The organism is Sphingobacterium cellulitidis, from assembly GCF_043187465.1.
Lineage (GTDB): Bacteria > Bacteroidota > Bacteroidia > Sphingobacteriales > Sphingobacteriaceae > Sphingobacterium > Sphingobacterium cellulitidis.
Genome location: NZ_CP171136.1, coordinates 1,982,974 through 2,004,945, shown reverse-complemented (window position 1 = coordinate 2,004,945; position 21,972 = coordinate 1,982,974). Strand labels below are relative to the sequence as shown.

The window sequence follows — 21,972 nt, the reverse complement described above, 5'->3', positions numbered from 1 at the left end:
CGAAAACCATTATGAAAACAAATGTATTTTTAACTCTCCTTTCTGCCTTCCTATTGTTGGGATGTTCTAAATTTTTGGAAACTCCACCAGATTTAAGGACAGAATTAGATTCTCCTAGCAAGATTGCAGAACTTCTAACTTCTGCCTATCCTAGGGGGAATTATATTCCCTTTACGGAATCTGCATCAGACAACGCTGGGGACAAAGGCATGACCAGCAGTTCAAACGTTCAAACGAATATGAATCCTTGGATGTTTCTAGATGTGGAAACCAACGATTCCGATTCTCCGACTTATTATTGGTATACCGCCTATAAAGCCATTAGTGCATCAAACCATGCCCTTGAAGCCATCGAAAAACTGGGGTTAAATAAGCAAACTGCCTCCTTAAAAGGTGAAGCATTGTTAACAAGGGCTTATGCACATCACATGCTGGCCATCTTGTACTGTAAAGACTATGAACCTGAAACTTCAGCTTCTGATCCAGGGATTCCATTTATTGATAAACCTGAAAAATTCGTGCTTAATAAATATGAAAGAGGTACAGTAAAAGGACTATATGACCTCATTGAAAAAGATATCGTGGAAGGTCTTCCCTTACTTGATGACAACAGATACAAGGTCAAAAAATACCACTTTACTAAAACTGCTGCCCATGCTTTTGCGACTCGCTTTTATTTATTTAAACATAATTATACCAAGGCCGTTGAACATGCAAATCTAGCTCTTGGAGAAAATCTCTCAAACTATATCAGACCTGTAAACAATAGAGCTTTTGCTGCAATGGAATACTTGACTTTACAACAATGGTATTCGAGTACAGAAAACCCAACCAATCTTTTATTAGTGGAAGCAGTTTCTTCTTGGGGTCGAGATTTAGCATTCAATAGATTCGGATTTACTGCTCCAATTCTTGGTGAAATAATATTTGGAAATAACATTACCACTGGACGATTTGCATACCCTATATATGGCGGAACAGATTATTCGTTGAACATACCAAAATTCCGAGAACATTTTGTAAAAGGAAGTTTAAATGCAGCTTATGGTATTCCCTATAACATGATTCCATTATTGACTGCGGACGAGCTGCTTTTAAACCGTGCGGAAGCCTATGCTCGTGTAAAAAACTTTGACAAAGCCATTGCAGATTTAAATACTTTCATCAGTCGAAAAGTATATTACAGTCCCGATCAGCCTGTCTATGAACCAAAAGTCCATAATGTCAACTCTAACAGAATAAATGGTTTTTATGGAAGTTTAAACTTAGAAGAAAACATTATTAAAGCTGCCTTAGACTTTAAAAGAAGGGAATTCCTTTTTGAAGGGCTTCGATGGTTTGATATTGTTCGACATAAGATCGTAGTAACACATCGCACTCATGATGAGAAAGAAACCTATGTTTTAGGTGCTAACAGCCCTATGCGTCTCTTTCAACTGCCCGCTGAGGTGGTATTATCAGGTGTTCAACCTAATCCAAGATAAAATTAAACTGTTATGAAATATTTAAAATACTCGATAGCCTTAATCGTTTTACTTTTCTGTACTTCGTGTTCAAAAGAGGAATCCTTGCCTAAAGAACCAATTGTCGATTTAGGTGGTGAAAGATGGGTAAATGGTCCTTTAGATAAATTTATTTATCAAGAATTTATTAAATCCTACAATATAGAGATTAAGTACAAATGGACACCTTTCGAAATTAATTATAATAGAACTTTAGTACCACCCCAAGAAAAACGAGTCATTCCAGTTTTAACCGCAGTACGGGATATTTGGATGAAACCTTATGAAAAAGTTGCTGGCAAAGGCTTTCTGAAAAGGTATTCACTTTCCAAGTTTATCTTGGTGGGTAGTGCTGAGTACCAAAACAATGGAACCATTATTTTAGGTACTGCAGAAGGTGGAACTAAGGTTGTTCTATATGTAGTAAATGACTTTGAATTATCCAATCCTGATGCCGTTAGTCAGATGTTACATACTATTCATCATGAATTTGCACATATCCTGCATCAAAACATCCATTATCCTCAAGCTTGGAGAGGTATAAGTACAGCTTGGTATACCCAAACTTGGTTTAATACGCCAGAAGAAACAGCAAATTCTCAAGGGTTTGTGTCTAGTTATGCTAAATCTGCTGAACAAGAAGACTTCGTTGAAACGATTGCCTACTTGTTGGTAGAAGGGCAGGAAAAATTCGATGCATTAGTAAAAGCGAATGCTCCTGTGGAAGCTACTTTCCGTCTCAAGGAAAGCATCGTTGTCCAGTACTACAAGGAAGTCTTCAACATTGATTTCAGGGCTCTTCAAAGAGAAGTTCGAGCAGCATTCTTATCATTAACTAAACCAACTACAAAATGAAACCAATAATTTTCTCATTGATTATATGCTTGCTCCTAATTTCATGTAAGAAGGAATTTGAAGGAGTTCGACCGGATGCCAAATTGAATAAGTTAAAAGATGAATATGCTAAGCAATTAACAGGTTCGAAAAATGGATGGATCGGATATTTATACCCAAAGGGTGGCGGAAGTTATACTTTTAAGTTCAATTTCGACGATAAAAACCGGGTTAAAAGCTTTGCCACTATTGATAATATCAAAGCTGGCACTTCCGACGAAAGTTCTTACCGATTAGCAGCTGATCAGGTAGTCAGTCTTTATTTCGACACCTATTCTTATATTCATCAGCTGTCCGACCCAGATGAACAAAAAAGTGGTGGATTAAGAGGTGGCGGTTTGATTTCTGATTTTGAATTTTCCATCATTGAAACCTCTAATGATACAATAAAACTAGTTGGAAATCATAATGAAAGCGCATTAACTTTAATTAGAGCCAAGGAAAATGAGGGGGACGACTATATTAGAAAAGCATTTCTCTTAAATACCAAGGTTGAAGAAATCAACCAGTTGAGAAATTACTATAAAACTGTAAAAATCAACAACAAAGATTATGGTGTGATTTTCAATACGGAAACCAACAATATTGCTTTTTATTACGAAGAGAACTCAACTTTCAAAAGCTTTATTACAGAGTATGCCCTTACCGATAAAGGAATTTTTCTAAAGGACCCCTTAAATGCAGGTGGTTTGGCAGTGAAAGGTTTTGATAACTTCATCATTGACAAGACCAACAATAAAATAACAGCAAAATTGAATGGAACTATAGATGTTGATATCTTTGATCAAAACAAACCAGTATCCTTCGATAAAGATGCGCCAAGAAGGATGTACCTGATCAATAAAAGATATGCTTCCTCTTTTGGGTTTACGATTGCTGGAAAAAAAGACGCTTTAGGCATTAGAACTTTCCCTGGCTTCAATTTCCTTCTTTATATTCCTAGAAGATACATCGATCCACTTGATGCCTTATACATCATTTTCTTGGGGCAGTTTAACCTTGGACCTTTATTCAATACCCTATATAATGATCAAGGCATTTTATCTTTCAAGGTATTTAGCCCCCTCACCGGACTAACCCCAGGAACCGAATTTGAAGAAATAGCAAGAAAACAAAATCAGATCTGGTTTGATCCTCAGGGATTTTATGTGTTTGAAACTGGGGATGAGCAATTTGATTTTGTGAGCGTGAAAGATAGCAAGGTATGGATAAGATTTAATTAATAGAATCATGAAAAAGTATATATTATTAATATTGTCTCTTTGCTTCATTTTCTCTTGTAAGAAAGGAGATCTTAATACATTTGAAGTAGTAGAAGTTTGGGAAAAACCAGAAGTTAAGTTGAAACAACTTACTGATGCAATTGCCTCACATAAAACAGGTTGGGAATTTGTTATTGAGTATGGTCCGAATCAGGTCGTCACTTACGGTTACCTAGGATTTAATTCTGAGAATTCGTCGGATTTTATCAGTGATTTCTCAAAGAATTTTTCAAAATTCGGTAAAACCAATTATCGAATAGAAGTCATCAAAACCAACCCCTCAATACGGTTTCCTAAAAATAGTAAATTTGCGAATTTAGCGGCTGATGCCCGGTTAATCGATACATTATTTACATTTAAGAGCATCAAGGCTGATACCATAACTTTAGAAGGAGAAATGAGTAAATCAATTTTAAAATTGACTAAATGTTCTCCTGAAAAATTAACACAATTAAAAGCAAATTCCATTGACGCAGATTATGAAAATTTAAAGAAATTGACAGAAATGCCTAGATATTTCTTTTCTTATAAGCAGAACGGAAAAACCTTTGGTTTAGAAATTGACACCGTTAATCGTCTATTATCATTTATTTCAGGGACCAATCAAAACCCAGTTGTTACAAAATCCAATTATTTCTTTAATGGAAGTGGAATATCACTGGTTAAACAAGTTGATATTGAAGGTGTAAAAATAAAATTGATTGAAGGTTTAGACCTCAAAGCAACTTCAATAAGCTCTAGGAATGGTGTCGAAATTTCCAATGAAAGCAAACCGCAGATTTATGATATAAAAACTGCAAAGGAATTTACAGTAGTAGAAGGAAAAATGCTGTGGTGGTTATCGACTCAAGTCTTTGGAAAACGAAACCAACCCGATATTGCAGGTTTTCAAAAACTCCCCAATTTTTCAGATTTTAATTTTGCCCCTAATTATGATTACAATGAACAATATAAAACCTATTTCTGGCTTATGGCTGTTAATCTAAGAGGTGAAAATCCTGGCAGCTTTCATGGTCCTGTTTCAAGATTTGCCGAAAATGGCATTCTCAGATTCATCCCATTTTTGGAAGGTGCTCCATCATCCAACCCAGCGGTAGTACAGGCAATGAATATCACTGCGAGATATATTTATAACCGAAATGGGTTTTATGTCATTAAAACAGGCATTGGATTTACCTTAGTCGATGCTACGGATGGTTTAACTTGGGCATATTTCCAAGCTCCACCTGATTTGTCTTAAATTTATTCGAACAACTCCCCAAAGAAAGTAATAAATTGGGGAGTTGTTTTTTACTATACATTCAACAAACTATGCTGACTTGCTGTAAAGATATTTCTAAACACAATATTTAACTCATTTTCTCTTTGGGCTGCTCTGATTCCGAGTAATGGTAAAACCTCTGCACAGTTCATACGAATATCCTTTGCAATCTCTCTAGAAAGTGTTGCTATATTCTCGAATAAGCTAGCATCAACTTCAGCATTTGCAATTGCTTTTTCCCATAGTAAAACGGCATTATGTTTTACTTCTTTAACTTTATTTTCAAAGCTTATTCTGATTTGGTCAAGCTGTTTAAATCTTTGTTTGCTATTCTTATCTGCCCAATTGGGATCTTTAGATTTTTCGAAATAGTATTTTTCGATCAGGTCTAAGAATCGTTTAAACATCCCGACATAGTTCATCAAAAGGGTTAGCTCAGCAAAGGGCATAAATGGAATATTAAACAATGCTGAATCAGAGGTTCTACTGTTAGGATCTAGCATAAATGCATTTTCCTTTTTTACTTTTAAATTCTGAATAGAGAATGAATGGCTTGCTGTACATTCCAATCCGAAGGTATCCCAATCATATTCAATCAGCACATTTTCCCTAGGAACTAGAAAGGAATAATAAAGAGGATCTCCAGAATCTGTTTTTACAGTTTCTCCATCTTTTATGATTTCAGCATTAAAAGTAAAATGAGTTAGATGGGGTGCTCCGGTTGCATAACTCCAAAAGCCTGACACTACATAATGGTCATCCTGATCAATGGCCTTCCCTCCGACTCTTCCACTTCCACCTAGACATATCTTAGGATCTGACCATAGTTTTTCAGACAGTTTAGGATCAATAAATCCGGCAAACATATTTGCTCCAGCACATAAGGTTAGTGTCCAGGCAAATCCGCCATCATAATAGGCTAATTCTTCGAGTAAATCAAGCCCTTGAGGAAATGGCATTTCAAGTCCATTTAAATTTTTGGGAACCCATAAATTAAACCAGTTATTTCGGTAAGTAAACTCCAACTGTTCCTTCGTAAGGGACTTATGTTTAATACCTAAAGGCTGTAATTCTTTAATGATATTGATTTGTTCTTGACTAAGCATTAATTGAAATTTAATTGATCTGCGTTTTGTGATTGCATAATTTTCTTCCATTTAAGGAATCCGAAGATAGCGATCACGAATAAAAATGTTGTTAGGGCAGCAAATAGATAGAGGTCTTTATGGATCAAAAGAGGAATTGCAAATAGGTTACTGATATTTAATAAAATCCAGTTTTCAATTTTTCTTTTTGCTAGCAACCACATTCCAGCCCAAGCGGTTGAAGTCACCCAAGCATCCCAGACAGGAACATCTGAGTCTGTGATACTTCGAAGCAGAAAGTAAAACAATAAGAAGCCTGCAAAGACAATCGTTAGAACAATTTTCCATTCGGACTTTGATGTGTAGGATATTGGTTGCTCCTTTGCGGTTTTATTGCTCATCCAGAACCACCAACCATAGATGCTCATGACCAGATAATAGATTTGCAAGGCAATTTCTGCATATAGTCCGGCAGTAAATAGGACCATCATTCCAGAGATAATTCCAAGGATTCCAAATAAATAATTGGATACTTTATTGTTTTTGGACAAAAGAACTTGGATGATACCACAGATTACGGAAAACCTTTCTAACCAAGAAGTTTCCTTTAAAGCATGAAAAATATTATTTAAGATTTCCTCCAATTTCGCTGAATTGATTATGCACTTATGGAGACAAGGGAAAGGATATAATTTATTCCTACGCCAGCATTACCTGGATCAGGTTCATTTCGATGGATCATCGAAAATGGGTATCATCTCAGCCTAAAAATATGTCTCGCCAGAAGCGAGACATATTAGCACCCCATAAGATATTATGAATATTATTTATCTATCTGCAAAATAGCAGAAGTACGATTTCTAGTTGATTGACACAATTCTGCGTCATCATTTAATTTTTTGCCCCATGAAGGAATCATTTCGCGTAATTTCTTACGGTACGCATCTGATTTTGCACGATCAGGGAAACATCTTTTCAACAGGTTGATCATGATAGCCACTGATGTAGATGCACCTGGAGAAGCCCCTAATAATGCAGCGATAGAACCATCTGCACTGGACACCACTTCAGTTCCAAATTCTAGGATACCACCATGTTTAGGGTCTTTTTTAATTACTTGTACCCTTTGGCCTGCTTTTTCAATTTCCCAATCTTCCAATCTAGCTGTTGGCATAAATTGTTTCAATGAATCCAATTTATCCTGCGGTTTTTTCATTACCTCAGTAATTAAATATTTTGTCAGAGGTAGGTTATCCAATCCAGCAGAAAGCATAGGTCGGATATTTGAAAGCTTAATAGACGCAGGCAAATCGAAGTAGGATCCTTTTTTCAAGAATTTGGTTGAGAAACCAGCATAAGGGCCAAAAAGTAAAGCTTGTTTACCGTCGATATAACGAGTGTCTAAATGCGGTACAGACATTGGAGGCGCACCAACAGATGCTTTACCATATACTTTGGCATGGTGTTGTTTAATGATTTCTTCGTTATTACATCTTAACCATTGACCTCCCACAGGGAAACCACCGTATCCTTTTGCTTCTGGGATACCCGATTTTTCCAATAACAACAAGGAGTGACCACCGGCACCAATAAACACGAATTTTGCTAGGATTTCTCTTTTCTGGCCAGTTTTTAAGTCTTTAACTTCAACTTCCCATCTTCCGTCATCTTCGCGGTCAATATCTTTTACCTCCTGGTTCAAGGACAATTTAATATTGTCTTTACCATCCAAGTAGGTAATCAAATCTTTTGTTAGAGCACCAAAGTTCACATCTGTTCCGATGTCCATTTTTGTGGCGGCGATAGGCTCATCCACTGCTCGTCCTTCCATCATCAAAGGCACCCATTCGTTCAACAAAGTTTTATCCTCAGTATATTCCATACCCTTGAATAAATTTTGTTTCGTCATGGTTTCGAATCTTGTTTTTAAGAATTGTACATCTTTTTCACCAAATACCGCGGACATGTGAGGCACACGGCGGATAAAATGGTTAGGATTCTTGATAATGTTCTTTTCTACTAGGTAAGACCAAAACTGCTTTGAGATCTCATATTGTTCAGCAATACTAATTGCTTTATCAATTTTTACTGATCCATCAGCCTGCTCTGGAGTATAGTTTAGTTCACAAAGTGCGGAGTGTCCTGTTCCGGCATTATTCCACGCATCTGAACTCTCGGCAGCAACAACATCCAAACGCTCGATTATCTCAATATTAATATCTGGACTTAGCTCATTAATTAACGTACCTAACGTCGCACTCATGATACCACCACCAATCAGAACGACGTCTACTTCCGTTTTCTTTGTTTTCTTACCCATGGTTTTTAAATGAAATACAAAATTAATATTCGGTTTATATTATAGCGAATAAATTTGTCAGAAACGTTTCAAATATTTGTGATTTTATCAATAAATACCCTTTCTCTTATTCAATTCTACCATAATCCCATTTTTTTGCAGGAATGAACTTTCTATTCCTACACATTTTTTGTATTATGCAGTTTATTTGTCACTTTTGTGGACATTCTATTATTGAACATAAATAATTAATTATATGAAATTGTTAGCCGGAAAAACCGCCTTGATTACTGGGGCATCCAAAGGAATAGGTCGTAAAATAGCGGAGGTATTTGCTGAGAATGGAGCAAACGTTGCTTTTACTTACCTATCTTCTGTAGAAAAAGGCCAGGCTCTAGAAAAAGAACTTGAACAATTTGGAACAAAAGTAAAAGGTTATCGTTCCGACGCTTCCAAATTTGATGAAGCTGATAAATTAATCAATGATATCGTAGCTGATTTTGGAACTTTAGACATTGTTGTAAATAATGCTGGAATCACAAAAGACGGTTTGTTAATGCGTATGACCGAAGAAAATTGGGATGATGTAATTAACATCAACTTAAAATCAATTTTCAATGTTTCTAAAGCGGCATCTAAAGTGATGATGAAGAACCGCAAAGGTAGCATCATCAATATGAGTTCTGTAGTTGGGGTTCAAGGAAATGCTGGACAAGCCAACTACGCTGCCTCTAAAGCAGGAATTATTGGTTTCTCAAAATCATTGGCAAAAGAATTAGGCTCAAGAAACATCCGTACAAACGTTGTTGCTCCAGGATTTATCCGCACGGAAATGACTGACGTTTTAGACCCTAAAGTGGTTGAAGGATGGGAAGCAAATATTCCATTGAAAAGAGCTGGTCAACCAGAAGATGTAGCAAATGCTTGTCTTTTCTTGGCCTCAGATTTATCATCATACATCACAGGTCAAGTAATTCCTGTATGTGGTGGTATGTTATAAGAGTATTTAATTATTCAAACAAAAAGAGACTTCTATTTGGAAGTCTCTTTTTGTTTGAAAGCTTTTGCTGTTTGTTGTTGTATATTTGCTGCAATGGAAATAGCTAATAAAATATTCAATATACAATCTGAGGAAGAATTCAATCATTGTGCACTTGAAGTTTTCAGATTTCAAGCTCAAAACAATAAGGTCTATCAGCAGTATATTGATATTTTAGGTATTAATCCGAAAGATATAATCCACTATAAAACTATTCCTTTTTTACCTATCCAATTCTTTAAATCCCAGGATATAATTGTGGAAGGATTAATTCCTGAAGTTACCTTTTCGTCATCAGGCACTACAGGCATGATCACTAGTAAGCATCTTGTTGCAAAATCCAGTTTGTACATTGAAAGTTTCAGAAAAGCATTTGAGGAATTCTATGGAGATGTAAAGGATATAGCTATTCTTGCTTTGCTCCCATCCTATCTTGAACGCTCTGGATCTTCGTTGATCTATATGGTTGATGATTTAATCAATAGATCAGAGAAAGCTGAAAGTGGTTATTTTTTGTATAACCATGATGATCTTTTCAATCGCCTAACCGAGTTAAGGAATTCAAAAACAAAAACTGTGTTGTTTGGCGTAACTTATGCGCTCTTAGACTTTATAGAGAATTTCAATATTGATTTTCCTGAATTAATCGTCATGGAAACCGGTGGTATGAAGGGTAAGCGAAAGGAAATGATCAGGGAAGAGTTGCATGAAATTCTTTGTAAAGGATTTAATGTCCCTAGTATACATTCTGAATATGGAATGACAGAATTGTTGTCTCAAGGGTATTCAAGTGGAAATGGGCTCTTTAAAACACCGAATTGGATGAAGATATTGATCCGTGACACCAATGATCCATTGACACTTTTGGACAACAAAAAAACAGGAGCAATAAATGTCATTGATTTAGCCAATTATTATTCCTGTTCTTTTATTGCTACTCAAGACTTAGGGAAATTTCATTCCGATGGGTCCTTTGAGATATTAGGAAGATTTGACAACTCTGATATCCGAGGTTGCAATCTTCTTGTTCAATAATTTATTGTAAGCTAGGGTCTTCAAAGGTATTTCCGGCATTAATATCGCCAGTTTCATATCCTTTTTTAAACCAATACATCCGTTGTTCAGAAGTACCATGGGTGAAAGATTCTGGGTTTGCTTGTCCATAAGCTTGTTCTTGAATATGGTCATCTCCTACAGCTGCAGCTGCATTCATTCCATCCACGATATCATCATAGTTAATCTCCACATCAGTTAGCTTATTTAAGTGATGTGCCCATACCCCAGCATAGAAATCCGCTTGAAGTTCAGTCATTACCGATATCTTATTGTTTTCACGTTCGCTTAATTTAGAGCGAAGGGCATTTGTTTGAGATAATACGCCAAAAATATTCTGAATATGGTGACCAACTTCATGAGCAATTACATAAGCAAGCGCAAATTCACCCTTAGCGCCATATTTTTGAGAAAGCTCACGATTAAAGCTTAAATCCAAATATATTTTCTGATCTCCTGGACAGTAAAACGGTCCAAAGGCAGACCTTCCAACCCCACAACCTCCGGTTTCAATACCTTCAGTATAAACCAATAAGGTCGGTTGAGGATAAGATTTTCCATTATCTTGAAAAATTTTAGCCCAGACATCGTCGGTACTCGTTAGTACAACTCTGGCGAAATCCATCAATTTATCTTCTTCAGGAGTAGATTGATATTCTCCTTGTTCATTTACAGATCCTTGCTGTCCCGAACCTTGCATCTGGTTCAATAAATCGTTGGGGTCTCCACCCATCAAAAAGCCGATAATCAATACGATTACACCACCTATTCCCCCAAGAGTCAACTTTTGCCCACCAGACATCCCTCTACGATCTTCGATATTTCCGCCGCGGCGGCCGCCTTGCCATTTCATAAATATTTCTTTATTTAATTTTAGTTTGTATTTGGTTACACTACAAATTCTTTGCCATTGCTATAATCAGGAGGCAATGTAGCTTAAAGGTACAATTCATTCCCCTCATTTAAAATGCTTATCTTTGAAATCATTATATATTACCAAACATATGTTATTAGACGATCTGAAAAATAGAAGTGAGAACCAATGCGAACTTTGTCGCTCGACCGAAAACCTTGATATTTACGAAGTACCTCCTACCTCAAACGCTTCCTTAGATAACAGCATTTTGATCTGTTCTGTTTGCAAAGGGCAAATAGAAAAAACTGAACAGATAGATCCTGAGCACTGGAAAGTTCTTGGCGAAACTATGTGGTCAGAGCATCTTCCGGTTCAAGTGGTTGCTTGGAGAATGTTGAGCAGATTGAGAAATGAGGCTTGGGCTGCTAATAATCTGGATATCCTTTACCTTGATGATGAGACTCTAGAATGGGCTAAGAAAACCGGAGACCATGAAGCCGAAGCTACAGTTGAATTTCATCAAGATTCTAATGGAACACGATTATTCGAGGGTGATACGGTTGTATTAATCAAGACATTAGATGTAAAGGGTTCAAGTATTTCAGCTAAATTAGGAACTGTTGTTAAAAATATTCGACTTGTTCCTGACAATACAGAACAGATTGAAGGCAAGATTGAAGGCCAAACAATCGTTATATTAACAAAGTATCTTCGCAAGGGCTAATCCTTGGTTATACTAGAAAAACATTTGTAATGAAAAAATTATTATTTACCGCATTGATTGGAATTGCTTGTTTACAAGTGAATGCACAAGAAAAGATTGATGCTAAGAAAATGGAAGAGGTTATTGCTAAACCACAGACACAACTTTTAGATGTAAGGACTGCTGGTGAATATGCTGGCGGACATATCCCTAATTCGGTAAATGTAGACTGGAAAGAGAAAGAAAAATTCGAAGAATCGATCAAGAATTTGGATAAAGATCAACCGGTATATGTTTATTGCCTAGGTGGTGGTCGTAGCAAACAAGCTGCTGAATTCTTAACAGAAAAAGGATTTAAGGTTTATGATTATTCTGGTGGAATGATGGATTGGAGGAGTGCAGAAAAACCTGAAATAAAACCAGACAATGCGAAGGAGGCCAAAGGCTTAAGCACTGAAGATTTCGATAAGATTATCAATTCATCTGAATTGGTTTTGGTAAATTTCTCAGCAGTTTGGTGTGCCCCTTGTCAAGAACTTAAACCCACAATTGATAAAATTGAGAAGGAACAAGCTGGAAAGGTAAAAGTTGTTCGTATAGATGCTGACCAGAACAAAAATCTGATGAAAGTGTTGAATGTGCGTGGTATTCCTCAACTAATCCTTTATAAAAATGCTGAACAAGCGTGGAATAAAACAGGTGTAGCTACCGAAGCTGAGATATTGGCACAAGTTAAGAAAGCAAAGAAGTAATAATAAATTTCAACATATTTTGAATCAAATCGCATTAATTTCAGGTGCAGTTTTAGGGATTTTATCCATTATTCTAGGAGCTTTCGGAGCTCATGCACTTAAGAAAGTTCTTACAGAAGAAAGGTTAAGCTCCTTTGAAGTAGGAGTTCGGTATCAGATGTATGCCGCAATTACATTACTTATTATTGGTTTCCACCTAAACTTCGATTCAGGTGTAGAAAACTGGGCTTATTATGGAATTTTCTGGGGCTGTATCTTATTCTCCGGAAGCATTTATATCCTTAGTTTTAAAGATAAATTAAAAGCTAACATGAAATTTATTGGTCCTATAACCCCTTTCGGAGGCCTGTTAATGATTGTCGGTTGGTTAATGCTCTTGATTTCATTCATTAACTAAAAAAAACTAGCACATATAAAAAAATGGCTTCCATTTAATTGGAAGCCATTTTTTTATAACTCTCTATACCATTCAAGGTATTTTTCTATTGCTTTTTTCTTTGCCTCATCCAAATGATAATTCAAGCTTTCATTTAGATAATGATGGTAGTCGAAATTTGGAAATACTGGCAATCCTGGGATCACATCATCAGGTCTAGAAACACCGTCTTTCAAAGCTTCATTAAATTTCTGCTCAAAGCTATCAGGTAGCTTTTTATTCGAAACCCAAACAGCATAGGCGAACGGTAATCCGGTTAATTCTTTCCAGTAATGTCCCATATCATAAGCGTATGGAACATTTTCCTTTTTTCCAAAAGTACGATCACCAATCAAGACGTAGGCATCAGCTTCACCTTCCGTCACAACCTTGATGTCTTTCTTCCAATAATGCTTCAGTAAAATCCTTGCTAATCCGTTAGAAGTTCTAGATTGCTTATCCAATAATAAGGTGTCAATCTCTTCAATTGGTTTGGAGGAAAAAATAAAAACTGAATCAACATAATCTAGAGATCCAATACAATAATCTCCAATAAAGTGATATTCTTCTAAATTCGTGAGTGCAGCTACTGGAATAATTCCCATATCCGACTCGTCTTCAATTACTTTTCGAGCACATTCTGATGGATAGTCCACCGAGAGCTCGATATCATTCATTACATCTGAATTTCTTATTCCTTGTAAAAAAGGGAGTGTATTGGTATAAGAAACTGCAGATACTCTAATTTTATTCATTTAACAAACCTTCTAAATGCTTCGTATTATAATAATCAACTATAGAAAAATTGTTGTCAGCGAATTCTAATTTATATAATGCAGTATTCGTATGGGGGAAATCATCCATTTTACAAACGGGGACATCTGTTAGGTGGCAAAGCATAATTCTCAATGCCCGACCATGCATACACACTAATATGGTTTCTTCTTCAGGTTGTTGGAGCATGTAATCAATAGCTTCCTTTTGTCTATAGACCAAAGCATTGGGAGATTCACCGTTTTCAATCGCTAGATCAAGATCATTGTTTCTCCATGAGTTTACAACTTTTTCAAATCCTGAAAGAATATCTTCAGTTTGCTCCTGACCTTCATAGATTCCCCAACTAATTTCATCCAATCCAATCAATTGTTCCATTGGAACTCCATTTTTCAAAAATGGTGCGACCGTTTGATGTGTCCGAATTAATGTGGAGGTGTATATTTTGTCAAAGGGGACATTTTTATAGGAGTCGTAGAATGCCTGTGCCTGTTTTAGACCATTATCATTTAAAGGACTATCAACACCCCTACCCTGAACTATTCCTTTCAGATTAAGATCAGTTTGACCGTGACGGATAAAATAAAATGTTTTTTTCAATTTGACCCAGACTTAAGAATTTACCACTGGCAACGAATAATATTGTTTTTTAGGGCTTGTTTCCTCAAAAACAAAGTCTTTATAATCTGTTACCACATTATAAAGCGTATCACGCTCAATAGGATGTCTTCCTACATTTTTAATCAGTTCCACTAATTCTTTAGTACTCATTGCCGGAGTTTGCTCTTCTGCACCAGCCATACTATAGATTTTTGTGGTATCATCCAAAGTACCATCAATATCGTCCACCCCAAAGCTCAAAGACATCTGCGCAGTATTTCTGGAAATCATTGCCCAATATGCTTTAATATGTGGGAAATTGTCCATATAGATCCTCGCAATAGCATAGTTCCTCAAATCTTCGATTACAGAAACCTCAGGAACATGATCCATCTGGTTGTCTTTGTTTCTAAATTTCAAAGGAATAAATGTTTGGAATCCACCGGTTTTATCTTGGAGATTTCTCAAACGATCCATGTGATCTACGCGATGCCAGAATTCTTCAATATGTCCGTATAGCATGGTAGCATTGGTATGCATTCCTAATTTATGAGCTTGCTCATGGATATCCAACCATTGATCTGCTGTACATTTATCATGAGCAATCTTTTCACGGACTTCCGGATGGAAAATTTCAGCTCCTCCTCCAGGCATAGAATCAAGCCCGCAGGATTGAAGAAATTTCATTCCGTCATAGTGACTAAGTTTTGCTTTTTTAAAGATGTAATAGTACTCTACCGGAGTTAATCCTTTGATATGGAGTTCCGGTCGATGTTCTTTACATCTTCTAAAAAATTCAGCGTAAAATTCTAGATTTTGTTTAGGGACAACACCCCCAGTGATATGAACTTCAGTGACTGGCTCGCCATCGTATTTTTTCACGATGTCCATCATGCCATCAACATCCATTTCCCAACCGTCTGTTCTATTCTTAATCAATCTTGAATAGGAACAAAACTTACAGTCATATACACAAAGATTGGTAGGTTCAATATGGAAATTACGGTTGAAGTAGGTGTAATCTCCGTGTTTTTTCTCTCTGATATAATTTGCTAATACTCCTAAATATCCTAATTCTGCGTTTTCAAAGAGGTAAACCCCTTCTTCAAATGTAATACGCTCGCTATTAAGTACCTTCTCTGCAATTAGCTTTAATTCTTCTGATAAATTTTTGTCGTTCAATAAAAACGATAATTTTTCTGTTGCTTCCATTTCGCAGTCCTTACTATACAAATGTATGAAAACATAGCCGAAAAAGCTAAAATTTGAAGCTCTAAGCTTCTACAAACTGTTGCATATCAATCAAACGTTTATAAAGACCGTTTTGCGAAATTAATTCCAGGTGAGAACCAACTTCAACAATCTGTCCAGCCTCCAAAACAATGATCTTATCCGCATTTTGAATCGTACTCAGTCTATGTGCAATAACCACCGTAGTTCTGTTTTCCATTAATTTATATAATGAATCCTGAACCAAGCGTTCTGATTCCGTATCCAATGCTGAAGTAGCTTCATCCAACAACATAATTGGAGGATTCTTTAATACTGCACGGGCAATACAGATCCGCTGACGCTGTCCTCCTGATAATTTAGACCCCCTATCTCCAATATTTGTTTGATAACCCTGCTCCGTACCCATAATGAAATTATGAGCATTGGCAATTTTCGCAGCTTGAATAACTTGTTCTTCTGTGGCCTCCGCATTTGCAAAAGCTATATTATTAAAGATGCTATCATTAAATAAAATAGACTCCTGATTTACAACCCCAATGATTCTTCTCAGGGAATCTTGTTTTAAATCTTTGACATCAAGTCCATCAATGTTAATTGAACCAGAAGTAGCATCCATAAATCTCGGTATCAAATCCACCAAGGTAGATTTTCCTCCTCCAGATGGACCAACGAGTGCTACAGTCTCCCCTTTATTGATGGTAATATTGATATCCTTCAATACTTCAGTTTCCTCATACGCGAAATTCACATTATTGAATTCAATCTTGCTATCGAAACGATCAATATCTAAGGCATTAGGCTTATCAGCAACTTGATTTTTCTCATCTATCAATTGTAATACTCTTTCCCCTGCCGCGATACCATTATGGATATTACTGAATGCATCCGTTAATGCTTTAGCAGGACGCATTACTTGAGAGAAAATTGCAATGTAAGCGATAAATTCTGAAGCTGCCAAATCTCCTTGACCACTTAAAACCAAATGTCCACCATATAATAAGATTACAGCAACCATTCCTACTCCTAGAAGTTCAGAAACTGGAGACCCCATTTGTTGACGACGCACCATTCTTCTATTAATCTTCGCGTATTCATCATTTTCAGAATTAAATCTGCCTTTAATGAATTCAACTGCATTGAATGATTTAATAATCTTAATCCCTGATAAAGCTTCCTCCAATAAGGTGATCATATTCGCATAAACACGTTGTCCTTGTTGAGCTTGTTGCTTTAAAGTCTTCACAATCTTGGAGATAAAGAAAGCTGAAACAGGAATAACCAATAATGAAAATAAGGTTAGTTTAGCCGAGATAAGAAATAACATAACAACATATGCTATCAATTGAAGAGGTTCTTTAAATGCCACCTGAAGGGTTCCGGTTACAGAAAATTGTACGACCTGAACATCAGAAGCTATTTTAGAGATGATATCTCCCTTTCTTTGATTCGAGAAATAACCTAAATGAAGGTTCATCACATTATCAAAAACTGACTTTCTTAAATTTAATAGGGTATGAATCCGGAGATTTTCCATGATTCTTTGGGAGAGATATCTGAATAGATTACTTATAAAAACCGATGCTACAATAACAATACAGATATATTTTAAGGCATCATAGGGACCTAATCGGTTATTAAGATCATAAGCGAAATAATTAAAATAGCCCATTACATCAAAACCATCTGGTTTAGCGACTGGAACTACAACCGCATCCTGAGAGTTAAAAAGAGTGTGTAATAAAGGAGCTAAAAGAGCTAAATTCAAGGTGCTGAACACCACCATTATCAAAGTACATATGATATAAGGTATAGCATATTTCTCAATGGGTTTTGCGAACGAAAGTAGTCTAAAGTATGTCTTCATGCAGATTACTAAGATTACAAATGTAATAAAAAATGTAACCTAAGCTGTTTTTCAGCGTCAATGGCATCAAAATGTTGCAATCAAATGTCAATAAACTATTCCTAATAACCTCTTTATTACACACTGTTTCAATTACTTATATACACTCACAAGTAAGCGGTGAATTAAATTAATTTTCATAATACCGATAATTCTCTCTAGTCACTATATCGATTGGCATATATTGCAATTTCACCACTTTTCTTTTAGCAATAAAAAATTCATATAGCGCCAAAAATGCTTTATAGCCTTGCTCCAAAGGCTTTTGACAAATTAGAAAATCTATAAAACCATCCTTCAAAAACTCAATATTTCGAGTATGGTATCCATTTCCAACCAGTTTTATATCTACAATCCCTCTTGTTTTCAGATAATTGGCAACAAGGTAGGCCCTGGAATTGGTAACATATATTAATTTGGGGTTCTTAGTTTTTAAATAATCATCCATAAACACTGCGAATTCGCTAGGATCGGTGATTTCAATGTTGTAACTATCTATTGAGCAATGATATTTCCCATCCAGAAAATACTGCTCAAATCCTCTTATCTTCTCCATCAAATGTTCAGTATTATCATTTTCTCGCACGACATTCACGACAAGAATTTCATCTTTGGGGTTGATTAAATACTGGCATAAATGACCTACAACGCGTCCTGACTGCACCAGATCCTGACCTATATAACTTAGAGGATGAACTTTTGGAATTTGAGACTCAATAAATACAAATTGAATTCTACGTTCAACACATTTTGCAGCAAACTCCCGAGTTTCATTAATAAAAATCGGAGCTACAATAACTCCGTCAATATGTTTATTCAATAACTCCTCCGTCTGTTCTATAAAACTCAATCGATCATCACGATCAAAAAAGTAATATCGCAAATCCACACCAAAATCTCCAAATTCAGATAATGCTTCCTCTATTCCTGTCACTGGAGCATTCCAATATTCTGCTTCACTACATTCTTTTGGAATCAAAATCCCAAACTTGTAAACCCGTTTGGAAGCTAGTCGCTTCGCCAAGATATTCGGCTTATAATCCATTTCCTTTATTATGGACAATATCTTTTCTTTCGTTTTTTGTGCAACTCCCGTTCTATTATGAAGAACTCTATCAACTGTAGCTATAGATACATTTGCCCTACGAGCAATCTCCTTGACACCAGATAATTCAGATACTTTCATACGCCTTGATAATTAAAGAAATTTTTTTACTTTTTATTGTTACTAATCAACGTTCAAACGAAAATACACTTTTAAATCATTAAATATTATTTTCTTTAGAATTAAATTTATATTAAAACACGTTTTTTTACAATAAAATATATTTGAAGCCAAAGTTAATTTCTTAAAACGTATATTATTTTATCTTTTCAACTAATTATTTCGCGAATAAAATCAATTTTTACATATTATTCAGGAAAAATAATGACCAATATCAAAAATAACGGTCCATTTGATATAAACGCGACATTACCAAAATATCTTGTAATAAAATAAAATACACTAGAATTTAAAATGTTTAATTGACATATAATTTACCTATTAATTATTTGCACATTAAAATTCGACCGAATCAAGCCAATTTTTATTACTGAAAAATAGAAGGTTCGCAAGAAGAGGAACAGGAAAAATTAGGGTCTCAGGAGATTCATTAAAAAATTCCCTAAAATCAGTCATTAATTATTCAAAAAGTGGGTTTATTATTTATGATAATTGAAATAAAACCATTAAGATTTTATAATTTTATCGGCAAATTAAATTAAATAATGGAAATAGAAGTAGCGAAACGACTTCAACGAACGGAAGAATACTACTTTTCGAAGAAGTTAAGAGAGATCGATGAGATGAACAGGAACGGTGCGCAGGTGATCAACCTAGGCATTGGCAGTCCTGATCTCCCTCCGCATCCTGAGGTTATTCAAACCTTACAGGCGCAGGCAGCATTGGCAACTACTCATGGTTATCAAAGTTATAAAGGTGCAGCAGCACTTAGAATAGCCATGGCTGATTGGTATGCTCGATATTATCGCGTTACACTAAATCCTGACACCGAAATCCTACCATTAATTGGATCTAAGGAAGGTATTGTTCATATCTGTATGACTTATCTTCAAGAAGGCGATGAGGCTTTAATCCCTAATCCGGGATACCCTGCCTACTCAAGTGCAGTAACCATTACAGGTGCTACACCGATAAGCTATGAACTAAAACCTGAAAATAATTGGCTACCAAACTTTGATGAGCTTGAGGCCAGGGATCTGAGTAAGGTTAAATTAATGTGGATTAATTATCCGCATATGCCGACTGGTACCCTAGCAAATCGTGAGTTCTTTGAAAAGATCATTGAATTCGGTAGAAAACATCAAATTCTAATTTGCCATGATAACCCATATAGCTTTATTCTGAACGATCATCCACAGAGTATCTTGGAAGTTCCGAATGCTCTGGATGTAGCCATAGAGTTAAACTCATTAAGCAAATCTTCAAATATGGCAGGTTGGAGAATCGGGATGCTGATTGCTAACGAACATAGAATCGGTCAAATAATGCGGTTTAAAAGCAATATGGACTCTGGTATGTTCTTACCCATGCAATTGGCTGCAGCAAAGGCTTTGAGTCTTGATAAAGAATGGTACACACAGTTAAATGAAGAATATAAACTTCGAAGAGAAAAGGTTTTTCAAATCATGGATCTTTTAAATTGTACTTACGATAAAAACCAAGTGGGTTTATTTGTTTGGGCAAAAATTCCTGACAGCTTTGAGAATTCTTACAAACTTTGTGATGATGTACTCTACAATGCAAAGGTATTTATTACGCCAGGTGGAATCTTCGGTTCAGTTGGTGAGAAATACATTCGCATTAGTTTGTGTGCCAAAACAGCGGTTTACGAGCAGGCTATTGACAGAATCAGTCAAGCATTAGCTTAAACCTATTTTTTAATTATTGAATCATATTTGAAATGAATATAGCAATTGTCGGAATAGGACTGATTGGAGGTTCCATCGGTATCCGACTTAAGGAAACAAATTTCTTCGACAAGATTATTGGGGTCGAAAAAAGTGAAGTAAATCAGAAGAAAGCATTGCAATTAGGCTTGGTCGATGAAATCCAGACACTAGAAGAGGCAATGAAAACTTGTAAGGTTATCGTATTGACAATTCCTGTTGATGCAATTATGACCTTGCTTCCTAAATTATTAGATATTGCAACCGACCAAGTCATCATTGATATGGGCTCTACAAAATCTAATATTCTAAATTTAATAAAAGATCATCCAAATCGTGGAAGATATGTTGCTGCCCATCCGATGGCCGGAACAGAATATTCAGGCCCTGAAGCAGCTATTCCAAACCTTTTTAAAGATAAAATGATGGTGTACGTCGAAGCATTCCGCTCTGATGAAGATGCATTTGAACTTGCTGATGCCGTTACTGAACAATTAGAAATGCAAACCTCATTTATGACAGCAGAAGAACATGATATGCATACGGCTTATGTATCTCATATTTCCCATCTGACCTCTTTTGCCCTTGCTCTAACCGTCTTAGAAAAGGAAAAATCACAAGGTAGGATCTTTGAACTTGCAGGATCTGGTTTCCAATCAACTGTCCGTTTGGCAAAATCTTCCCCTGATATGTGGACTCCTATTTTTAAACAAAATAGAACCAATGTTTTGGAGGTATTAGAAGAACATATTAAGCAATTGCAACATATCTACGAAAAAATCCAAAATGAAGACTATGAAGCAGTGCATAAATGGATAAAAAAGTCCAATAAAATTAAACGTATCATTAAATAAGTGTCATATGTTGGAGAGAAAAACTTTAAGCAATGATTTAGTGAAACTCATTCCCATGATCAAAAATGATTATGAATGGGTATTCGCTGCTGCCTCTGACCCCGCAATCTGGGAACAACATCCGGATAGTAACCGCTATACTCCTGTTGGATTTACCAGATACTTCCAAAAATTGATCGATACGGATATCCCCTATCTGATCATTGATAATAAAACTGACCTGGTAATTGGGGCTACCTCATTTTATCAATATGATAGAAATGAAAAGTCCATCGCAATTGGGTATACATTCTTAGCCAAGGAATACTGGGGCGGAGAATATAACCAATCGGTGAAGGATCTAATGATTGATTTTGCCTTTGAAAAATTAGATACTGTAATATTTCATGTGGCAGCAGAAAATACTAGATCTCAAAAAGCGTTGGAGAAAATTAATGCCAAGAAAATTCATGAAATTGAAGAGAAAAGCGGACTGAAATACGTTTATGCAATCTATAAACAAGACCGATAATAATCGATTTCAAAAATATAATTC

21 protein-coding genes and 1 riboswitch are annotated in these 21,972 nt (G+C 35.9%); of the genes, 12 read left to right on the top strand and 9 right to left on the bottom strand.

The annotated features are described in order from the left end of the window. Positions 1–11: 11 nt before the first annotated feature. Genes ACF3OC_RS08840 through ACF3OC_RS08825 form a run of 4 tightly spaced genes read left to right on the top strand, consistent with a single transcriptional unit; the run spans position 12 to position 4,898 of the window. Entirely contained in the window at positions 12–1,484 is a 1,473-nt protein-coding gene (locus tag ACF3OC_RS08840) for a RagB/SusD family nutrient uptake outer membrane protein (RefSeq protein WP_094282604.1), read from the top strand. 12 nt (positions 1,485–1,496) lie between these two features. Then, entirely contained in the window at positions 1,497–2,357 is an 861-nt protein-coding gene (locus tag ACF3OC_RS08835) for a substrate import-associated zinc metallohydrolase lipoprotein (RefSeq protein ID WP_094282603.1), read from the top strand. Then, complete coding sequence (locus ACF3OC_RS08830) at positions 2,354–3,619, top strand: DUF4302 domain-containing protein (RefSeq protein ID WP_094282602.1); 1,266 nt, start codon at positions 2,354–2,356, stop codon at positions 3,617–3,619. Before ACF3OC_RS08835 ends, ACF3OC_RS08830 begins: the two co-directional genes overlap by 4 nt. 7 nt (positions 3,620–3,626) lie before the next feature. Continuing rightward, a complete protein-coding gene (locus ACF3OC_RS08825; RefSeq protein WP_094282601.1) occupies positions 3,627–4,898 on the top strand; it encodes a DUF4302 domain-containing protein in 1,272 nt (423 codons plus the stop codon). Between the two features lie 53 nt (positions 4,899–4,951). Here the strand turns inward: ACF3OC_RS08825 and ACF3OC_RS08820 are convergent, their stop codons facing one another. The 3 genes from ACF3OC_RS08820 to ACF3OC_RS08810 all read right to left on the bottom strand — a co-directional run bounded on the left by ACF3OC_RS08820 (position 4,952) and on the right by ACF3OC_RS08810 (position 8,324). Next, on the bottom strand, positions 4,952–6,025 hold the full coding sequence (locus ACF3OC_RS08820) for an acyl-CoA dehydrogenase (RefSeq protein WP_144043775.1): 1,074 nt from the start codon (positions 6,023–6,025) through the stop codon (positions 4,952–4,954). Beyond that, positions 6,025–6,648 (bottom strand): nicotinamide riboside transporter PnuC, encoded by a 624-nt coding sequence (pnuC, locus tag ACF3OC_RS08815; RefSeq protein WP_220476695.1) that lies wholly within the window; start codon positions 6,646–6,648, stop codon positions 6,025–6,027. Before pnuC ends, ACF3OC_RS08820 begins: the two co-directional genes overlap by 1 nt. Positions 6,649–6,683: 35 nt before the next feature. Beyond that, positions 6,684–6,821, bottom strand: a riboswitch (TPP riboswitch). 6 nt (positions 6,822–6,827) lie between these two features. Then, positions 6,828–8,324: a malate:quinone oxidoreductase gene (locus tag ACF3OC_RS08810; protein WP_094258049.1), complete on the bottom strand. Its 1,497-nt coding sequence runs from the start codon at positions 8,322–8,324 to the stop codon at positions 6,828–6,830. Between the two features lie 235 nt (positions 8,325–8,559). Here ACF3OC_RS08810 and fabG point away from each other — a divergent pair, with 235 nt between their 5' ends. Beyond that, positions 8,560–9,303, top strand: a complete 744-nt coding sequence (fabG, locus tag ACF3OC_RS08805; protein WP_094282599.1) for a 3-oxoacyl-[acyl-carrier-protein] reductase — start codon at positions 8,560–8,562, stop codon at positions 9,301–9,303. 93 nt (positions 9,304–9,396) lie between these two features. Then, the gene (locus ACF3OC_RS08800; RefSeq protein ID WP_094282598.1) at positions 9,397–10,377 is read left to right on the top strand and encodes an acyl transferase; all 981 of its coding nucleotides are present in this window, start codon (positions 9,397–9,399) and stop codon (positions 10,375–10,377) included. A gap of 1 nt (position 10,378) precedes the next feature. On the opposite strand, the gene ACF3OC_RS08795 is transcribed toward ACF3OC_RS08800, so the two are convergent. Further along, on the bottom strand, positions 10,379–11,248 hold the full coding sequence (locus ACF3OC_RS08795; protein WP_094258052.1) for a neutral zinc metallopeptidase: 870 nt from the start codon (positions 11,246–11,248) through the stop codon (positions 10,379–10,381). Between the two features lie 151 nt (positions 11,249–11,399). Between ACF3OC_RS08795 and ACF3OC_RS08790 the strand changes: the two genes are divergently transcribed. Genes ACF3OC_RS08790 through ACF3OC_RS08780 form a run of 3 tightly spaced genes read left to right on the top strand, consistent with a single transcriptional unit; the run spans position 11,400 to position 13,103 of the window. After that, positions 11,400–11,975 carry an alkylphosphonate utilization protein gene (locus ACF3OC_RS08790; RefSeq protein ID WP_094282597.1) on the top strand — a complete coding sequence of 192 codons (576 nt, stop codon included), beginning with the start codon at positions 11,400–11,402 and terminating at the stop codon, positions 11,973–11,975. 29 nt (positions 11,976–12,004) lie between these two features. Continuing rightward, a complete protein-coding gene (locus ACF3OC_RS08785; protein WP_094282596.1) occupies positions 12,005–12,706 on the top strand; it encodes a thioredoxin domain-containing protein in 702 nt (233 codons plus the stop codon). Positions 12,707–12,725: 19 nt separating this feature from the next. Continuing rightward, positions 12,726–13,103 carry a DUF423 domain-containing protein gene (locus tag ACF3OC_RS08780; RefSeq protein ID WP_094282595.1) on the top strand — a complete coding sequence of 126 codons (378 nt, stop codon included), beginning with the start codon at positions 12,726–12,728 and terminating at the stop codon, positions 13,101–13,103. A gap of 53 nt (positions 13,104–13,156) precedes the next feature. Here ACF3OC_RS08780 and ACF3OC_RS08775 read toward each other — a convergent pair whose 3' ends face one another. The 5 genes from ACF3OC_RS08775 to ACF3OC_RS08755 form a co-directional block, all read right to left on the bottom strand. Next, complete coding sequence (locus tag ACF3OC_RS08775) at positions 13,157–13,876, bottom strand: menaquinone biosynthetic enzyme MqnA/MqnD family protein (RefSeq protein ID WP_094282594.1); 720 nt, start codon at positions 13,874–13,876, stop codon at positions 13,157–13,159. Next, complete coding sequence (locus tag ACF3OC_RS08770; RefSeq protein WP_094258057.1) at positions 13,869–14,495, bottom strand: histidine phosphatase family protein; 627 nt, start codon at positions 14,493–14,495, stop codon at positions 13,869–13,871. The genes ACF3OC_RS08775 and ACF3OC_RS08770 overlap by 8 nt, the downstream gene beginning before the upstream one ends. Positions 14,496–14,507: 12 nt before the next feature. Beyond that, positions 14,508–15,707: an aminofutalosine synthase MqnE gene (gene mqnE, locus ACF3OC_RS08765; RefSeq protein ID WP_392471458.1), complete on the bottom strand. Its 1,200-nt coding sequence runs from the start codon at positions 15,705–15,707 to the stop codon at positions 14,508–14,510. 61 nt (positions 15,708–15,768) lie between these two features. Further along, on the bottom strand, positions 15,769–17,592 hold the full coding sequence (locus ACF3OC_RS08760) for an ABC transporter ATP-binding protein (RefSeq protein ID WP_094282592.1): 1,824 nt from the start codon (positions 17,590–17,592) through the stop codon (positions 15,769–15,771). Positions 17,593–17,761: 169 nt separating this feature from the next. Beyond that, positions 17,762–18,817 (bottom strand): LacI family DNA-binding transcriptional regulator, encoded by a 1,056-nt coding sequence (locus ACF3OC_RS08755; protein ID WP_094282591.1) that lies wholly within the window; start codon positions 18,815–18,817, stop codon positions 17,762–17,764. A 584-nt stretch (positions 18,818–19,401) separates the two neighbouring features. On the opposite strand from ACF3OC_RS08755, the gene ACF3OC_RS08750 reads away from it, so the two are divergent. Genes ACF3OC_RS08750 through ACF3OC_RS08740 form a run of 3 tightly spaced genes read left to right on the top strand, consistent with a single transcriptional unit; the run spans position 19,402 to position 21,948 of the window. Further along, positions 19,402–20,565 carry a pyridoxal phosphate-dependent aminotransferase gene (locus tag ACF3OC_RS08750; RefSeq protein ID WP_094282017.1) on the top strand — a complete coding sequence of 388 codons (1,164 nt, stop codon included), beginning with the start codon at positions 19,402–19,404 and terminating at the stop codon, positions 20,563–20,565. Between the two features lie 32 nt (positions 20,566–20,597). Continuing rightward, positions 20,598–21,437: a prephenate dehydrogenase gene (locus ACF3OC_RS08745; protein ID WP_094258062.1), complete on the top strand. Its 840-nt coding sequence runs from the start codon at positions 20,598–20,600 to the stop codon at positions 21,435–21,437. Between the two features lie 7 nt (positions 21,438–21,444). After that, a complete protein-coding gene (locus ACF3OC_RS08740) occupies positions 21,445–21,948 on the top strand; it encodes a GNAT family N-acetyltransferase (RefSeq protein WP_094258063.1) in 504 nt (167 codons plus the stop codon). Positions 21,949–21,972 lie beyond the last annotated feature (24 nt).

What these genes read in the sequence shown, in the direction of transcription:
- ACF3OC_RS08840 (WP_094282604.1), top strand. Translation starts at nt 12, where the DNA reads ATGAAAACAAATGTATTTTTAACTCTCCTTTCTGCCTTCCTATTGTTG.
- ACF3OC_RS08835 (WP_094282603.1), top strand. Translation starts at nt 1,497, where the DNA reads ATGAAATATTTAAAATACTCGATAGCCTTAATCGTTTTACTTTTCTGT.
- ACF3OC_RS08830 (WP_094282602.1), top strand. Translation starts at nt 2,354, where the DNA reads ATGAAACCAATAATTTTCTCATTGATTATATGCTTGCTCCTAATTTCA.
- ACF3OC_RS08825 (WP_094282601.1), top strand. Translation starts at nt 3,627, where the DNA reads ATGAAAAAGTATATATTATTAATATTGTCTCTTTGCTTCATTTTCTCT.
- ACF3OC_RS08820 (WP_144043775.1), bottom strand. Translation starts at nt 6,025, where the DNA reads ATGCTTAGTCAAGAACAAATCAATATCATTAAAGAATTACAGCCTTTA.
- ACF3OC_RS08810 (WP_094258049.1), bottom strand. Translation starts at nt 8,324, where the DNA reads ATGGGTAAGAAAACAAAGAAAACGGAAGTAGACGTCGTTCTGATTGGT.
- fabG (WP_094282599.1), top strand. Translation starts at nt 8,560, where the DNA reads ATGAAATTGTTAGCCGGAAAAACCGCCTTGATTACTGGGGCATCCAAA.
- ACF3OC_RS08800 (WP_094282598.1), top strand. Translation starts at nt 9,397, where the DNA reads ATGGAAATAGCTAATAAAATATTCAATATACAATCTGAGGAAGAATTC.
- ACF3OC_RS08795 (WP_094258052.1), bottom strand. Translation starts at nt 11,248, where the DNA reads ATGAAATGGCAAGGCGGCCGCCGCGGCGGAAATATCGAAGATCGTAGA.
- ACF3OC_RS08790 (WP_094282597.1), top strand. Translation starts at nt 11,400, where the DNA reads ATGTTATTAGACGATCTGAAAAATAGAAGTGAGAACCAATGCGAACTT.
- ACF3OC_RS08785 (WP_094282596.1), top strand. Translation starts at nt 12,005, where the DNA reads ATGAAAAAATTATTATTTACCGCATTGATTGGAATTGCTTGTTTACAA.
- ACF3OC_RS08775 (WP_094282594.1), bottom strand. Translation starts at nt 13,876, where the DNA reads ATGAATAAAATTAGAGTATCTGCAGTTTCTTATACCAATACACTCCCT.
- mqnE (WP_392471458.1), bottom strand. Translation starts at nt 15,707, where the DNA reads ATGGAAGCAACAGAAAAATTATCGTTTTTATTGAACGACAAAAATTTA.
- ACF3OC_RS08760 (WP_094282592.1), bottom strand. Translation starts at nt 17,592, where the DNA reads ATGAAGACATACTTTAGACTACTTTCGTTCGCAAAACCCATTGAGAAA.
- ACF3OC_RS08755 (WP_094282591.1), bottom strand. Translation starts at nt 18,817, where the DNA reads ATGAAAGTATCTGAATTATCTGGTGTCAAGGAGATTGCTCGTAGGGCA.
- ACF3OC_RS08750 (WP_094282017.1), top strand. Translation starts at nt 19,402, where the DNA reads ATGGAAATAGAAGTAGCGAAACGACTTCAACGAACGGAAGAATACTAC.
- ACF3OC_RS08745 (WP_094258062.1), top strand. Translation starts at nt 20,598, where the DNA reads ATGAATATAGCAATTGTCGGAATAGGACTGATTGGAGGTTCCATCGGT.
- ACF3OC_RS08740 (WP_094258063.1), top strand. Translation starts at nt 21,445, where the DNA reads ATGTTGGAGAGAAAAACTTTAAGCAATGATTTAGTGAAACTCATTCCC.